This is a genomic window from Marinospirillum sp., assembly GCF_044810985.1.
Taxonomy (GTDB): domain Bacteria; phylum Pseudomonadota; class Gammaproteobacteria; order Pseudomonadales; family Halomonadaceae; genus Marinospirillum.
This window is the reverse complement of the sequence record NZ_CP085242.1, coordinates 2,288,495-2,303,887: the sequence shown is the minus strand read 5'-3', so window position 1 is coordinate 2,303,887 and position 15,393 is coordinate 2,288,495. Positions and strand designations below refer to the sequence as shown.

The window sequence follows — 15,393 nt, the reverse complement described above, 5'->3', positions numbered from 1 at the left end:
TGAAACAAAAAAACCCAGCCTTTCGGCTGGGTTTTTTATGTCATGCAAACTACTGCTTACCCTTCGGGATTTTCAGCAGCATAAGCCTTGCGGTCGTCTTCGCTGACTTCCTTGATCGACAGCTTAACGCGATTGCGGTTATCAATATCGATGACCTTGACGAGTACGTCCTGACCTTCGCTCAGGTAATCCTTGACGGCCTCAACACGCTTGTTGTCGATCTGGGAAATATGAACCAGACCATCCTGACCGGGCAGGAAAGTAACAAATGCCCCGAAATCGGCCAGACGAGCCACCTTGCCCATGTAAACCTTGTCGATTTCCGCAACAGCGGTCAAACCCAGAATGATATCAATGGCTGCTTTGGCCGCTTCCTGAGTATCGGCATAGACCTTGATCTCACCCGTATCTTCGATATCAATGGAAGCACCCGTGCGTTCGGTGATACTGCGGATGGTTGCACCACCCTTACCAATTACATCACGGATCTTTTCAGGATCAATTTTCAGACTGGTCATGGTGGGCGCATTATCTGAAACTTCAGTACGCGCAGCGGGCAATACTTCGTTCATCTGCTTGAGGATGTCCAGACGCGCCTGGTTGGCCTGAAGCAAAGCCTTTTCCATGATCTCTTCGTTGATGCCTTCGATCTTGATGTCCATTTGCAGTGCTGTTACACCCTGCTCGGAACCGGCCACTTTAAAGTCCATGTCACCCAGGTGATCTTCATCGCCCAGAATATCGGTCAAAACAGCATAGCGTTCACCGTCTTTAACCAGACCCATGGCAATACCCGCAACCGGAGCTTTCAGGGGCACACCGGCATCCATCAGCGCCAGAGAGGAACCACATACCGAAGCCATGGAACTGGAGCCATTGGATTCAGTGATCTCGGAAACCACGCGAATGGTGTAAGGGAAGTCCTCTTCAGCTGGCATCATGGCCGCTACACCGCGCTTGGCCAGACGACCATGACCGATCTCGCGACGCTTGGGGCCACCCATGAAGCCCGCTTCACCAACACTGTAAGGAGGGAAGTTGTAGTGGAACAGGAAGCTATCGCGATATTCGCCTTCCAGGTTCTCAATGATTTGCGCATCCCGACTGGTACCCAGAGTGGTGACGACCAGTGCCTGGGTTTCACCGCGAGTAAACAATGCCGAACCGTGAACTTTAGGTAGTACACCCACTTCAATGGTCAGCGGACGAACTGTTGTCAGATCGCGGCCATCAATGCGTGGCGAGCCATCCAGTACATTATTGCGAACGATGTCTTTTTCCAGCTTGGCAAATACCGACTTCACTTCGTCTTTGCTGGGCGCATCTTCAGCATCGGTCACCAGTTGCTCTATGATGGATTTTTTGGCTTCATCCAGCTTGGTGTAACGCTGCATCTTGTCGGTAATCTGGTAAGCCTCTTTAATCAGGCTTTCGGCCAGCGGCTTAACCAGGGCTTCTGTCTTGGTATCCTTGGGGGCTGGCTGCCAATCCCACGAGGGCCTGGTGTTTTCAGCCGCAAATTCCTTGATCGCCTGGATGGCCGTCTGCATCTGGTCATGGGCATAGAGCACACCACCCAGCATCTGGTCTTCACTCAGTTCTTTGGCTTCGGATTCAACCATGAGTACAGCCGCTTCCGTACCGGCCACGACCATATCCAGGCGTGAGTTTTCCAGTTCTGTGGCATTGGGGTTGAGCATATAGCCGTTGGCATCCGTGTAACCCACTCGGGCTGCCGCCAGAGGGCCATTGAAAGGCACACCGGAAATCGACAGGGCAGCCGAGGCACCCAACATGGCTGCGATATCCGCATTCTCGCCACGTTCCGCGGATACAACAGCACAAATAACCTGAACTTCATTTTTGAAGCCAGCAGGAAACAGAGGACGAATAGGGCGGTCAATCAGGCGTGAAGTCAGCGTTTCTTTTTCAGTGGGGCGGCCTTCACGCTTGAAGAAGCCGCCGGGGATTTTACCGACTGCATAGGTTTTTTCCTGGTAAAAAACTGCCAGTGGAAAAAAGTCCTGGTCAGGGTTGACGTCTTTTTTTGCAACAACAGTGCAAAGTACACTGGTGTTTTCAATACTCACCAATACGGCACCCGTCGCCTGGCGGGCCAGACGCCCGGTTTCCAGAGTTACTTGATGTTGACCATATTGGAAGGTTTTCGTTTTAGCTACAGGAGTCACAGATATTTCCTTTGATTTCAATTTTTATCGCCATTAATTAGCCCGTCTATCATACGCTGCCTTGAATGACAAACAAAGTGTTGCCGAGTGCAAATAATAAAAAGCCCCGCCTGAAGGTTTCAGGCGGGGCTCGGCAGCACTGAGGGCAGTTGTGTCTTAGCGACGCAGACCCAGGCGCTTGATCAGATCACCGTAACGGCTCATGTCTTTGCCTTTCAGGTAGTCCAGCAGCTTGCGACGCTGGTTGACCTTACGGATCAAACCACGACGGCTATGGTGATCTTTTTTGTTGTCTTTAAAGTGTTCTTGCAGCTTGTTGATGTCAAAAGTCAACAGAGCAACCTGCACTTCAGGAGAGCCGGTATCGCCCTCGGCACGTGCATAGTCTTTTACAATCTCAGCTTTTTGTTCAGCAGTCAGCATTTTCTTACTCCACGGTCGCTTGGTTACTGGGGCACTGCCGTGCGACGTTACAGCAGGCCTGATAGCAATTCTTTAGCCGCTTGAGCACATCTTTTTGGGGGCCATTTCCAGAGTTGATTCACTCGCAGAACGAACTTCACCCAGGCCAATGAATTGCTCCTCGGGGCTATAGAGGCGCACATTCTCCCCGATTCCCAGGCTGGAGTCCAGTAACTTAGCCGACTGACCATGCGTCAGAGCATAAGTCTGCTCCTGGTTGAGCGCATAACTGGGCAGGTGCTCCAAAAGCAGATCAACAGGATGCAGTGTGGCTTCCAGGGCAAGCTCACCTTCTGCTTCCCAGATTTCTTCCAGTTCAGCCAGACTCACCAGCTGGTCTTCTGTAAAGGGACCGGACTGAATCCGCCGTAACGAAGCCAGGTAACCCAGGCTTCCCAAGGCAAGCGCCAGGTCTTCGCCCAGCACCCGGATATAGGTGCCCTTGGAACAATGCACCTGAATATCCAGAAAATCTGCACCCCAATCCAGCAACTTCAAGTGGCTCAGAAAAATACGGCGCGGCTTGCGTTCTATCTCTTTGCCTTCGCGAGCCAGCTCATAGAGTTTTTTACCCTGATGCTTGAGAGCCGAGTACATGGGCGGCACCTGTTCCTGCTCACCTCTGAAAGCTTCCAATTGCTTGAGGATTTTCTCTTCTGTCAGCTGCGGCAAGGTTGCTGTGGCCACCACTGCTCCTTCCGCATCGCCGGTATCTCTTTGCTCACCCAGTTGAATTCGGGTCACATAGGCTTTATCAGCCTCAAGTCCAAATTGTGCAAACTTGGTGGCATCACCAAAGCAAAGGGGCAGAACACCGCTCGCCAGAGGGTCCAGGTTACCCGTGTGACCACCTTTTTTGGCTTTCAGCAGCCAACGCACTTTCTGCAGGGCACGGTTGCTGCTCCAGCCCAGAGGTTTATCCAGTAGCAGTACACCATCAATGCGGCGTCTTGGTGTTTTTCTTTGCATGCCGCTGTTCAGTCTTCATCGCGTGAGTGACGTTTACGGTCTTCGGCAACCGCCTTTTCAATCAGGCTGCTCAACTGCTGTCCCCGTTGTACACTTTCATCGTAATGAAAACGCAACTGGGGTACGACGCGCAACTTGATGCTCTGCCCGATCCGACCTCTCAGAAACCCAGCCGCATGCTTCAAGATGGCAAGGTTCTCCTGAATGATTTCCTGCTTGTCTTCCTTGCCCAGAACAGTCACATACACATCGGCATATCCCAGATCTTTGCTGACCTTGACGCCACTCACGGTGATCATGGCATCCAGCCGGGGATCCTTGACTTCACGCTGGATCATGACTGCCAGTTCGCGTTGAATCTGGTCAGCAATTCGATCAGTACGGCTAAATTCTTTCATGCTAGCCTCTTGCTATTCGAGATAAGGGCCGTAAAAGCAAACAGCCTCACTCCTGAAATTCAGAAGGAGGCTGCCGCGCTTGAAGTATTCAGATCCGGTTACAGACTGCGCTCAACCTTGATCTTGTCGAAGACTTCAATTTTGTCGCCGACTTTGACGTCATTGTAGTTCTTGACGCCGATACCGCATTCCATGCCGTTACGCACTTCGGCAGCATCGTCTTTAAAGCGGCGCAGGGATTCCAGTTCACCTTCATAAATAACCACGTTATCACGAAGAACACGGATTCTCTTGTTACGGAAGACAGTGCCTTCCACCACCATGCAGCCAGCAACCTGACCGAACTTGGGCGAACGGAAAACATCGCGCACTTCGGCGATACCCACGATATCTTCACGATATTCAGGTGCCAGCTTGCCGGACATGGCCTGCTTAACCTGCTCGATCAGCTCATAGATAATGCTGTAATAGCGCAGATCAATGTCTTCACGCTCAATAATGGCTTTGGCTGCCGCATCGGCACGGACATTGAAGCCCAGCAGAATGGCATCGGAAGCCAGCGCCAGGTTGGCATCGGTTTCAGTAATACCACCCACACCAGCCGACACCACATTGACCTTGACCTCATCGGTTTCCAGGTCTTTCAGAGCGCCAATGATGGCTTCCACTGAACCGCGAACATCGGATTTGAGAATGATGTTAACGCTGGCGGTTTTACCCTGTTCCATCTGGTTGAAGACATTTTCCAGTTTGGCTTTCTGCTGGCGGGCCAGTTTGACCTCGCGGAATTTACCCTGACGGAACAAGGCTACTTCACGCGCCTTTTTCTCATCCTTGACCACGGTGAATTCATCGCCTGCCTCCGGCGTGCCATCCAGACCCAGAATCTCCACAGGAATGGAGGGGCCAGCGGAATCGACCTGCTTGCCATTTTCATCAATCAGGGCACGCACGCGACCATAGTTGAGACCGGCCAGAACGATGTCGCCTTTTCTCAGGGTGCCGTTCTGAACCAGAACCGTGGCAACAGAACCGCGGCCTTTATCCAGACGGGACTCCACGACCACACCCTTGCCGGGTGCTTCGGGAACCGCTGTCAGCTCCAGCATTTCCGATTGCAGCAGTACCGCTTCCAGCAGATCGTCAACACCCATGCCCGCCTTGGCGGAAACATGCACGAAAGGTGTGTCGCCACCCCAGTCTTCGGGGATCACTTCATGCTGGGAGAGTTCAGTCTTGATGCGGTCGGGATCAGCGCCTTCCTTGTCGATCTTGTTGACCGCAACCACCAGCGGAACACCTGCCGCCTTGGAATGCTGTACAGCCTCAATGGTTTGCGGCATAACCCCGTCATCCGCTGCAACCACCAGAATAACCACGTCGGTGGCCTTGGCACCCCGGGCACGCATGGCTGTAAAGGCCGCGTGACCCGGTGTATCCAGGAAGGTCACCATGTTGTTATCGCTGGTTTCAACGTGATAGGCACCAATATGCTGGGTGATACCACCCGCTTCGGCATCGGCCACCTTGGCACGGCGGATATAGTCAAGCAGCGAGGTTTTACCATGGTCAACATGACCCATGACGGTCACGACCGGTGCACGGGTAATGGCTTCACCTTCGTAGCTGATATTTTCCAGCACTTCGTCTTCGATGGCATTTTCTTTCTGAAGCTTGGGCGTATGGCCCATTTCTTCAACCACAATCGAAGCGGTGTCCTGATCAATCACCTGGTTGATGGTGGCCATGGCCCCCATCTTGAACATGACCTTGATGACTTCCGCACCCTTGATGGCCATGCGATCGGCCAGTTCAGCCACGGTAATGCTTTCAGGAATCAGGACTTCACGCTTGATTGGAGCCGTCGGCTTTTCAAAACCATGCTTCTTGGGACCTGCAGAGCCCGCATTGCGGCGTCCGCCTTTGCGTTTTTCATCTTTGCCACCACGACGGCTCAGACGACGATCTTCAAAATCATCATCACGCTTGCCGCCTTTGCGACCACCAGCAGATTTGCGATTGCCCGGCTTGGTGTTCTTTGGCTTATCTTCGCTAACCTTGGCATTTTTGGGCAATTCAACCTCCGGTTCTTCTCCGGGTGTTTCATCCGCACCGACGACCACAGGGTTGGCTCGAGCCTTACGGGCCTGTTCAGCGCGACGTTTTTCTTCCTGTTTGCGACGCTCTTTTTCCGCTTCAGAAACCTTCTGAGCTTCAGCATCTTCAGGACCAGGAGCATCCTTTTGTTTGTTTTCCTGTTGGGCGCGGCGTGCAGCTTCTTCGGCTTCCAGTTGCTTGCGCGCTGCTTCTTCCGCTTCACGACGTTCCTGCTCAACGGCTTTGCGCTTGGCTTCAACTTCTGCCTCGGCTTTTTGCAAGGCTTCCGCTTCACTGGCCTGGCGCTTGGCGTCTTCTGCCGCCTGCTGTTCTTTATCCGCGGTGTTTTCAACTTCACTGCGTTTCACGAAGGTACGCTTTTTGCGCACTTCAACATTCACGCTTTTACGGCCATCGGTTTTCAGCTGTTGAGTGGTTTTGCGCGTCATGGTGATGCGCGTGGGCTCACCGCCACCGGAATTACGTTTAAGAAAGCCTAGCAGTTTTTCTTTGTCCTGCTCGGATACCTTCTGGTCTGCACTCTTGTGCGGCAGACCGGCTTCTTGCATCTGTTCAATCAGACGATCCACGGGTTTACCGATCGCATCTGCAAATTCTTTAACACTTGTTTCTGCCATTATCCATCTCCTCTAACTACGACCCGGTGCGCTCAAGCCTCATCTTCAAACCAGTGAGCGCGGGCAGCCATGATTAATTTACCCGCTCGCTCTTCGGTCATAGCCTCGATATCCATAAGGTCGTCAATGGATTGCTCGGCGAGATCATCAAGGGTGGTAATTTTCCTGCCGGCCAGAACAGAGGCCAAAGCTCTGTCCATGCCATCCAGGTTCAGCAGGGCTTCATCAGGCCTGGCTTCTGCCAGGGCTTCTTCAGAAGCTATCTCCAGGGTCAACAGCTCATCCTTGGCACGACGACGGAGCTCATTTACCAGGTCTTCATCTAAACCTTCAATTTCCAGGAACTCTTCAATCGGGACATAGGCCACTTCTTCCAGCCCTGTAAAACCTTCTTCAACCAGCAGTCGTGCCAGGTCTTCATCGACATCCAAATGCTGAATGAAGAACTGGATGACATTGTCCATTTCCTGTTCCTGCTTGCCATGAGCTTCTTCTTCAGTCATGACATTCAGACGCCAGCCAGTCAGTTCACGGGCCAGCTTGACGTTCTGGCCACTGCGGCCGATGGCCTGGGCCAGATTGTCTTCAGCAACCGCTACGTCCATGGAATGGGTGTCTTCATCCACGATAATGGAAGCGACATCGGCCGGAGCCATGGCATTGATAACCAGCTGTGCGGGATTGTCGTCCCATAGCACGATATCAACCCGTTCATTGTGAAGTTCTGTTGATACCGCCTGAACGCGGGAGCCACGCATACCCACACAGGCACCCACAGGATCTATTCTGCGATCATTGGTTTTAACCGCGATCTTGGCACGTGAGCCGGGATCACGTGCCGCACCACGAATTTCAATCAACTGCTCGGAAATTTCCGGCACTTCAATCTTGAACAGCTCAATGATCATTTCCGGGCAGGTGCGCGAGAGAATCAGTTGCGGGCCACGATTATTGGGGTTCACTTCCAGCAGGATCGCCCGGACGCGATCATTCATACGGAATTTTTCGCCGGGGATCATTTCATGGCGGGACAGATAAGCTTCAGCATTGCCACCCAGATCAACGATCACACCATCACGGGTGGTTTTCTTGACCAGGCCTGAAACCAGCTGGCCCTGTTGTTCAAGGTATTGGCGTACAACTTCTGCGCGTTCGGCTTCGCGGACTTTCTGCACGATCACCTGTTTGGCGGTCTGGGCAGCAATGCGGCCAAACTCGATCGATTCAATCATTTCTTCGCGGACATCACCGACAACCAGCCCTTGTTCCTTGGCATCAGAAGCGGGTATTTCGCAGTCAGGATCGGTAAAGTCTTCATCATCCACGACTGTCCAGCGACGGAAGGAGTCATACTCGCCGGTTTTACGATCAATACTGACACGAATATCCACGCCTTCTTCCATAAAGCGCTTTTTGGTTGCGCTGGCAAGTGCTGCTTCGATCGCCTCGAAAATGGTGTCCTTGGGTACACCTTTTTCGTTGGAGACGGCATCCACCACTAAAAGTATTTCTTTACTCATGCCTTGGCCTCTTGAAAACTATCCCTGGTTTTTCTTCTGCTGATTCAGGGTAGGTTTGACTCTTGCCTGATCAATCGTTTCCAGTGGAAAACAAAACTCTTCATCATCCACCTGGATGATGACCTCATCTTCTTCAACACCCTTGAGCAGGCCAGAAAATTTACGCTGACCTTCGTAGGGCAATCTTAATTTGATCTGCACCTGTTCGCCTGCACATTGCTGATAATGCTCAAGCCGGAATAGGGGCCGATCCATCCCGGGGGAAGAAACCTCCAGGGTGTATTCGCTGGCAATGGGATCTTCTACATCCATGAGCGCACTGATCTGGCGACTGACCTGCGCACAGTCATCAACCGTGATGCCCTTATCACTATCAATATAGACGCGCAAAAGGGTATGTCGACCGCGACCACCAAATTCAAGCCCCCAGAACTCAAAGTCCAGCGACTGAACAACAGGCTCAATGAGCTGTTCAAGTAGTTTATCTTTACTTGCCACGGAAAAGCTCCAGCTTACTGCCTCGGCAGTTGGATGATCACCAGGCCGGAAAACTTCGAAGGATGGTTGTAATGCACCGTCAGCGCGAAGACTTTTTCGACCTAACAAAAAGCCCCTTAAAAAAGGGGCTTTCGATAAAATCTTGGTAGCGGGGGCCGGATTTGAACCGACGACCTTCGGGTTATGAGCCCGACGAGCTACCAGGCTGCTCCACCCCGCATCAGAGGAAGGTACTATACAGATAGAGTTAATCCAGGTCAACTTAACTCTTGTGTTCTTGGTGCCGAAGGCGGGACTTGAACCCGCACGACCAAAAGGCCACCACCCCCTCAAGATGGCGTGTCTACCAATTCCACCACTTCGGCTTTACTGCTTTCACCCGGATGAACAAGCAAGTCATTCAAGGCGGGCAAATGATAGAGGGGCGACCCCAGCTTGGCAACCCCTTAACTGAAAAAAACTAGTCTTCCTGGCGGCGTTGCGGCTCGTCATCCAGTAATGGCAGCTGCTCACGGCTGTATTCTTCAATAACTTCTTCCGAAGGCAGACCTTGATCCGGCGCATTTTGCTGAGTGGCCATATAAGCCAACAGCAGACTGGTTGCAAAAAAGCCTGCAGCCAGGATGGAAGTCATTTTACCCATAAAGCCTATCGGACCCAGACTGCCAAACACCGTGTTGGAGGCACCACCACCAAAAGAAGCCCCGGCTTCTGCGCCTTTACCCTGCTGCAGAAGTATGAGTACCACGACACCTATGGCCAGCAGTACGTGTAAACCTAAAACCAAACTTTGCATAGTTTATTAACTCGCTGCGTGTCCTATTGCTAAAAACTGGTCGGCATCCAGAGATGCACCACCAATCAACCCGCCGTCGATATCCGGCATCGCAAACAAAGATGCCGCATTTTCGGCCTTGACGCTACCACCGTAGAGGAGCTGAGTCTTCTCAGCCCACTCTGGATTTACTGCCCGCAATGCGTTGCGTATCAGGGCATGAACTTCTTGCGCCTGCTCGGGAGAAGCGCTTAAACCTGTACCTATTGCCCAAACCGGTTCATAGGCAAACACCACCCGCTGAAAATCCTCAGCCGACAATTCACCGGCCACTGCCTTGACCTGTTCCAGCACAACCGCTTCAGTCCGACCCGCCTCCCTCTGTTCCAGGGTTTCCCCCACGCAGACAATCGGGCACAGATCCTGACTGAGTGCCTGGCGCACTTTTGCCAACACCAGGGCATCGTCTTCATTTTGGTACTGGCGACGCTCGGAATGGCCCAGCAACACGTGACTCACACCCAGGTCGGCCAGCATGCCTGCCGCCACTTCACCTGTGTAGGCCCCTTCAGCAGTGGCAGCACAATCCTGCGCCCCCAAAGCCACGCCGCTGCCGGCAAGTTTCCGGGCTGCCGGGTACAAGTAGGGAAACGGAGGACAAACCAGCAGCTGGCAGGGCAGATGGCCCGTCTTGCTGATACGATCCAGCAAGGATTCAACAAGATCCAGACTGCCATTCATTTTCCAGTTACCTGCAACCAGCTTTTGTCTCATAACATCATTCACCAAGGCAGTTCGAGGGCGGGGATTCTATTATAAAAGAGGGTTCAACCTCAACCGGCAATCTGCGTCACCAGCTCTGCAATGTCTTCTGCAAGCATCTGCACCTCTTCTTCCTGCTCACCTTCAACCATGACTCTCAGCAGGGGTTCCGTTCCAGAAGGGCGCAGAAGCACCCTGCCCCGGCCTTGCAGTCTTTCTTCAACCTCTGTGATTTTTTGCATGATCTGAGGGTGACGCAAGAGGGCATCCTTGTTGGCTGTGGTACGGACATTGACCAGTGCCTGGGGCATTTTGGCAATGCCTTGCAAGTAGGTGTCCAGTTGCATATCACTTACACTCAGAGCATGAAGCACCTGCAAGGCTGCGACTATGCCATCCCCAGTGGACTGCACCTGCCGACAAATCAGATGCCCGGAACCCTCGCCACCCAGCAGCCAACCACGGCTTTGTAGTTCGGCCATGACATAGCGGTCGCCTACCTGAGCCCGAACAAAAGGAATGTCCAGCTCTTTAAATGCCAACTCAATACCCAGATTGGTCATCAGAGTGCCAACCACTCCGCCGGTCAGCTCACCTTTTTCCTTAAGGTGTCTGGCCAGGATGTACAACAGCTCATCACCATCCACCAGCCTGCCTGTTTGAGTGGCCATGATCAGACGATCACCATCGCCATCAAAAGCAACACCCAGGTCAGCCCCAACCTCAACCACCTTGGATTGCAGCGCCAGGGGCTTGGTTGAACCAAACTCCTTGTTGATATTCAAGCCATCCGGATTGGCACCGATCGCTATCACCTCGGCACCCAGCTCGGTAAAGACTTCGGGTGCAATGTGGTAGGTCGCCCCATGGGCGCAATCCACGACCATTTTCAATCCAGCCAGACTGGCACTGAAAGGCAGGGTGTTTTTACAGAATTCAATATAGCGCCCTGCGGCATCATCGATCCGCCTGGCCTTGCCCAGCAAGGCCGGTGCCACCGTTTCCAGCGGCCGATCCAGCCAGGATTCAATTTCCAGCTCCGTTTCATCCGGAAGTTTTTCACCGCTGCAGGAAAAGAACTTGATGCCGTTGTCTTCAAAAGGATTGTGCGAGGCACTGATGACAATACCCGCATCGGCATGAAAGGTCTGGGTGAGATAAGCAATACCCGGTGTGGGCATGGGCCCCAGCAAGTAAACATCCACTCCAGCCGCTGACAACCCGGCTTCCAGCGCGGATTCCAGCATGTAACCGGACAAGCGGGTATCCTTGCCAATCAGGATGCGCTTCTTGCCCTGCTTGGCAAACACCTTACCGGCGGCCCAGCCGAGCTTCAGAATAAAGTCTGCCGTGATCGGATGTTCTCCAACACGCCCGCGAATTCCGTCAGTACCAAAGTATTGTCTTGCCATGCATTTATCCTGCTTCTTGTTCTTCGTTAAGGCTTGCTTGCCAGACATCCAGTGCATCCTTGAGGCCAGCCACATCGTGCACGCGAAGTATTCTGGCCCCTTTTTGTGCAGCCAGTAAGTGTGCAGCAATACTGGCCGCTTCGCGTTGATCCACTTCCCGCCCGGTGATCTCACCCAGCATACGCTTACGCGACATGCCCGCAAGCAATGGATAGCCCAGATCCAGTAATTGATCCAGCTGCTTCAAAAGCAGCAGATTATGCTTGAGAGTTTTGCCGAAGCCAAATCCCGGGTCCAGCAGAATCTTCTCCGCCTCAATCCCAGCCTCTCGACAAGCCCTGACCCGATCCTGCAGAAAGCTGCTAATACTTCCCAGCAGGTCGGTATAGACCGGCTGCTTCTGCATGGAGCCCGGTTCACCCTGCATGTGCATCAGGCACACGGGAAGGCCCGCAGCAGCTACAGCCTCAACCGCACCCGGACGCTGCAAGGCACGCACATCATTGATCAAATCAGCGCCCAGTTTTGCAGCTTCGGTCATCAATTGTGGCGTACTGGTGTCGATGGATATCCAGGCCGAAGTCTGACGCCGCAAAGCTTCCAGCACAGGCAGAACTCGATCCATTTCCTCCTGAGCACTGACCGGAGCGGCTCCGGGACGGGTTGATTCGCCCCCCAGATCCAGGAGGGTTGCACCTTCCTGTTCCAGCTTCAACGCTTGAGCCACCGCTTTGTCAGTCTCTTGAAAACAACCACCGTCAGAAAAGGAATCCGGGGTGAGGTTGACGATACCCATGATATGCGGACGCTTCAGCTGCAAGTTGCAGCGAATGCCCTGCAGCTCTCTAGTCTCTGCCAACATGCAAATTTCCTTGATACTTGACGATAAAAAACCCCGCTTGGCGGGGTTTTCGGAGTTTCGATTTAATGCACCGAACCACCCAGGGGATCATCCGGTTTGCGTTCCGGCTCCTCCTGGTCATCGGCTGCATCATCATCTGCAGGCTCTTCCGGGGTGGAATCTGCCGAGGCACCGCCATCGCCATCTTCCCAGTCTTTGGGAGGATCAGGAACTTCGCCCTTCATGATCTGGTCGATCTGATGAGCATCAATGGTCTCATACTCCATCAGGGCATCCTTCATCAGCTCCATCTTGTCGCGGTTTTCCTCCAGCAAGCGTGTTGCCTCAGCGTAGCAGTCATCCAGAATCTTGCGGATTTCTGCATCCAGAAGCTCCGCTGTTTCTTCACTGACGTGCGATTTAGGACCGCCACCCTGACCGGCACCGGCAAAGATTTCTCCTTCATCTTCACTGTAAAGAACCGGACCGGCTTTTTCTGACAAGCCCCACTTGGTGACCATGTTGCGGGCCATCTTGGTGGCCTGCTGGATATCATTCTGGGCACCGGTGGAAACCCAGTCTGCACCGTAGAACATGTCCTCAGCAATGCGCCCACCGTAAGCTGAGGTGATTCGACTCAGCAGATAGCGCTTGCTGTAGGAAACGCGATCCTCTTCCGGCAGGAACATGGTGACACCCAGCGCCCGGCCGCGAGGAATGATTGACACCTTGTAAACCGGGTCATGAGCAGGTAGCAGTCGGCCCAGAATGGCGTGCCCGGCTTCATGGTAAGCCGTCATGATCTTGTCTTTTTCGGTCATGACCATGGATTTGCGCTCAGCACCCATCATGATCTTGTCTTTGGCTTTTTCAAACTCTTCCATGCCCACCAGGCGACGATTGGTACGAGCGGCGAACAGCGCAGCCTCATTGACCAGGTTGGCCAGATCCGCACCCGAGAAGCCGGGTGTACCCCGTGCAATCAGGGAAGGCTTGACGTCATCAGCCAGGGGCACCTTGCGCATGTGTACATCCAGAATCTGTTCGCGACCGCGGATATCCGGCAAGGCCACCACAACCTGGCGGTCAAAACGCCCTGGACGCAGCAGAGCCGAATCCAGCACATCCGGACGGTTGGTGGCAGCAATAACAATGACACCGTCATTGGGATCAAAGCCGTCCATCTCCACCAGCAGCTGGTTCAGGGTCTGTTCACGCTCATCGTGACCACCGCCCATACCGGCACCACGTTGACGGCCTACTGCATCAATCTCATCAATGAAGATAATGCAGGGTGACTGCTTTTTGGCCTGCTCGAACATGTCACGCACACGGGATGCACCCACACCCACGAACATTTCCACAAAGTCGGAGCCGGAAATAGTGAAAAAAGGCACCTTGGCTTCACCGGCAACGGCTTTGGCCAGCAGAGTTTTACCGGTACCGGGACTGCCCACCATCAGCACACCGCGAGGGATCTTGCCACCCAGGCGCTGGAATTTGCCGGGATCTTTCAGGAAATCGACCAGTTCCTTGACATCTTCCTTGGCTTCATCACACCCGGCCACATCAGTGAAAGTGGTTTTGATCTGATCCTGGGAAAGCAGGCGTGCCTTGGATTTGCCAAAACTCATGGGGCCACCACGGCCACCGGCACCACCACCGCCCTGCATCTGTCGCATGAAGAAAACAAAGATCGCGAGTATCAGAAGAATCGGGAAACTGGCAATCAGCAGGCGCATCCAGATGCTCTGACCTTCCGGCTTGCGCCCTTCAACCTCCACGTTGTTGCTGAGCAGATCATCCATCAATTTGGGATCTTCAGCAGCAGGACGAACAGTCTGGAAATGGCTGCCATCACTGCGCACACCTTCAATGTCGAAGCCATCAATGGTGACTTTACTGACCTGACCCTGCTGAACTTCTTTTACAAAGCGCGAGTAATCCAGGTTATTAGTCTGCTCTTCAACATTGAAATTGTTGAATACGGTTAATAAAACTGCAGCGATGATCAGCCACAGAATCAGATTTTTGGCCATATCGTTCAAGGCAACGCCCTCTTGTTTGATCTTGCCTGCCGGGTAATCGTTTACCCTTTATACTACAGGAATTCGTAGGTGAGACCGAACAAAAGTCCGTCTCGTTCCATTTATCTTTTGTATTAAAGCAATTTATTTTATACCTGCTTGCGGGTCATCCCTTGAAGCCTTTGGCTAGCAGATAGACCTCGCGTGAACGTGCACGAGAGGCCTTGGGTTTACGGGTCAGTACCTGTTTGAAGTTCTCGCGTAAAAGCTTCAGGTAGTCATCATAGCCTTCACCCTGAAAAACTTTGGCCAGATAATCACCACCCGGCCTGAGCACCTGCTGTGCCAAATCCAGAGCCAGCTCCACCAGATACATGGCTTTCGGCTGATCAATGGCATTCATGCCACTGAGGTTGGGGGCCATATCGGAAATAACAAGGTCGGCCTGCTGATTATTCATGGCGGCCAGCAACTCATCCAGCACCGAGTCTTCGGTAAAGTCCCCCTGAATAAACTCGACATCAGCCAGGGCATCCATGGGAAGTAGGTCCGAAGCCAGGATTTTTCCCTTGCCCTGAAGGCGGGCTGCAGCCAGTTGTGACCAGCCTCCCGGGGCACTCCCCAAATCGATTACGGTCATGCCCGGCTTGAGCAGCTTGTCCTTGTCATCGATTTCCGCAAGCTTATAAGCGGCGCGGGATCGGTAGCCATCTTTCTGGGCCTGTTGCACCCAGTAGTCATCGACATGTTCTTTCAGCCAGGCGGCACTGGTTTTGGAGCGAGCCACTGATACCTCAAAATATTC

At 53.1% G+C, this 15,393-nt stretch carries 13 protein-coding genes and 2 tRNA genes; all 15 read right to left on the bottom strand.

Translation table 11 applies throughout. The features are described from left to right. Positions 1–56: 56 nt before the first annotated feature. Positions 57–2,189 carry a polyribonucleotide nucleotidyltransferase gene (gene pnp, locus LG323_RS10805; RefSeq protein WP_404415968.1) on the bottom strand — a complete coding sequence of 711 codons (2,133 nt, stop codon included), beginning with the start codon at positions 2,187–2,189 and terminating at the stop codon, positions 57–59. 156 nt (positions 2,190–2,345) lie between these two features. Continuing rightward, a complete protein-coding gene (gene rpsO, locus LG323_RS10800; RefSeq protein ID WP_310695808.1) occupies positions 2,346–2,612 on the bottom strand; it encodes a 30S ribosomal protein S15 in 267 nt (88 codons plus the stop codon). Positions 2,613–2,684: 72 nt separating this feature from the next. Beyond that, on the bottom strand, positions 2,685–3,620 hold the full coding sequence (gene truB, locus LG323_RS10795) for a tRNA pseudouridine(55) synthase TruB (RefSeq protein WP_404415965.1): 936 nt from the start codon (positions 3,618–3,620) through the stop codon (positions 2,685–2,687). Positions 3,621–3,628: 8 nt separating this feature from the next. Then, positions 3,629–4,018: a 30S ribosome-binding factor RbfA gene (gene rbfA / locus LG323_RS10790; RefSeq protein ID WP_404415962.1), complete on the bottom strand. Its 390-nt coding sequence runs from the start codon at positions 4,016–4,018 to the stop codon at positions 3,629–3,631. A 98-nt stretch (positions 4,019–4,116) separates the two neighbouring features. Further along, positions 4,117–6,753, bottom strand: coding sequence for a translation initiation factor IF-2 (gene infB / locus LG323_RS10785; protein WP_404415959.1), 2,637 nt, complete (start codon positions 6,751–6,753; stop codon positions 4,117–4,119). Between the two features lie 32 nt (positions 6,754–6,785). Continuing rightward, on the bottom strand, positions 6,786–8,273 hold the full coding sequence (gene nusA / locus LG323_RS10780; RefSeq protein ID WP_310695812.1) for a transcription termination factor NusA: 1,488 nt from the start codon (positions 8,271–8,273) through the stop codon (positions 6,786–6,788). 18 nt (positions 8,274–8,291) lie between these two features. Then, positions 8,292–8,771: a ribosome maturation factor RimP gene (gene rimP, locus LG323_RS10775; protein ID WP_404415956.1), complete on the bottom strand. Its 480-nt coding sequence runs from the start codon at positions 8,769–8,771 to the stop codon at positions 8,292–8,294. 143 nt (positions 8,772–8,914) lie between these two features. Beyond that, positions 8,915–8,991: transfer RNA gene (locus tag LG323_RS10770), tRNA-Met, on the bottom strand. Positions 8,992–9,049: 58 nt separating this feature from the next. Further along, positions 9,050–9,136, bottom strand: a tRNA-Leu gene (locus LG323_RS10765). Positions 9,137–9,231: 95 nt separating this feature from the next. Further along, positions 9,232–9,567 (bottom strand): preprotein translocase subunit SecG, encoded by a 336-nt coding sequence (gene secG, locus LG323_RS10760; protein ID WP_310695814.1) that lies wholly within the window; start codon positions 9,565–9,567, stop codon positions 9,232–9,234. A gap of 6 nt (positions 9,568–9,573) precedes the next feature. Next, positions 9,574–10,320 carry a triose-phosphate isomerase gene (gene tpiA, locus LG323_RS10755; RefSeq protein WP_310695815.1) on the bottom strand — a complete coding sequence of 249 codons (747 nt, stop codon included), beginning with the start codon at positions 10,318–10,320 and terminating at the stop codon, positions 9,574–9,576. A 59-nt stretch (positions 10,321–10,379) separates the two neighbouring features. After that, positions 10,380–11,720 (bottom strand): phosphoglucosamine mutase, encoded by a 1,341-nt coding sequence (gene glmM, locus LG323_RS10750; protein WP_404415951.1) that lies wholly within the window; start codon positions 11,718–11,720, stop codon positions 10,380–10,382. A 4-nt stretch (positions 11,721–11,724) separates the two neighbouring features. Then, positions 11,725–12,582: a dihydropteroate synthase gene (gene folP / locus LG323_RS10745; RefSeq protein ID WP_404415948.1), complete on the bottom strand. Its 858-nt coding sequence runs from the start codon at positions 12,580–12,582 to the stop codon at positions 11,725–11,727. 62 nt (positions 12,583–12,644) lie between these two features. After that, the gene (gene ftsH, locus LG323_RS10740; RefSeq protein WP_404415945.1) at positions 12,645–14,609 is read right to left on the bottom strand and encodes an ATP-dependent zinc metalloprotease FtsH; all 1,965 of its coding nucleotides are present in this window, start codon (positions 14,607–14,609) and stop codon (positions 12,645–12,647) included. 145 nt (positions 14,610–14,754) lie between these two features. Continuing rightward, complete coding sequence (gene rlmE / locus LG323_RS10735; RefSeq protein ID WP_404415942.1) at positions 14,755–15,375, bottom strand: 23S rRNA (uridine(2552)-2'-O)-methyltransferase RlmE; 621 nt, start codon at positions 15,373–15,375, stop codon at positions 14,755–14,757. Positions 15,376–15,393: the final 18 nt, after the last annotated feature.